Origin of the sequence: Citrobacter sp. Awk 2 (assembly GCF_028069815.1) — a bacterium.
Classification (GTDB): Bacteria; Pseudomonadota; Gammaproteobacteria; order Enterobacterales; family Enterobacteriaceae; genus Citrobacter.
Genome location: NZ_JANEWL010000262.1, coordinates 1 through 456 on the forward strand (window position 1 = coordinate 1; position 456 = coordinate 456).

Sequence of the window (456 nt, forward strand, 5' to 3'; positions counted from 1 at the left end):
CCTTCCTCCTCGCTGAAAGTACTTTACAACCCGAAGGCCTTCTTCATACACGCGGCATGGCTGCATCAGGCTTGCGCCCATTGTGCAATATTCCCCACTGCTGCCTCCCGTAGGAGTCTGGACCGTGTCTCAGTTCCAGTGTGGCTGGTCATCCTCTCAGACCAGCTAGGGATCGTCGCCTAGGTGAGCCGTTACCCCACCTACTAGCTAATCCCATCTGGGCACATCCGATGGCAAGAGGCCCGAAGGTCCCCCTCTTTGGTCTTGCGACGTTATGCGGTATTAGCTACCGTTTCCAGTAGTTATCCCCCTCCATCGGGCAGTTTCCCAGACATTACTCACCCGTCCGCCACTCGTCACCCAAGGAGCAAGCTCCTCTGTGCTACCGTTCGACTTGCATGTGTTAGGCCTGCCGCCAGCGTTCAATCTGAGCCATGATCAAACTCTTCAATTTAA

At 55.3% G+C, this 456-nt stretch carries 1 rRNA gene; it reads right to left on the reverse strand.

Going from position 1 to position 456, the window contains the following annotated elements:
- Window positions 1–454, reverse strand: a 16S ribosomal RNA gene (locus NNO02_RS23540); the annotation flags it as partial.
- Window positions 455–456 lie beyond the last annotated feature (2 nt).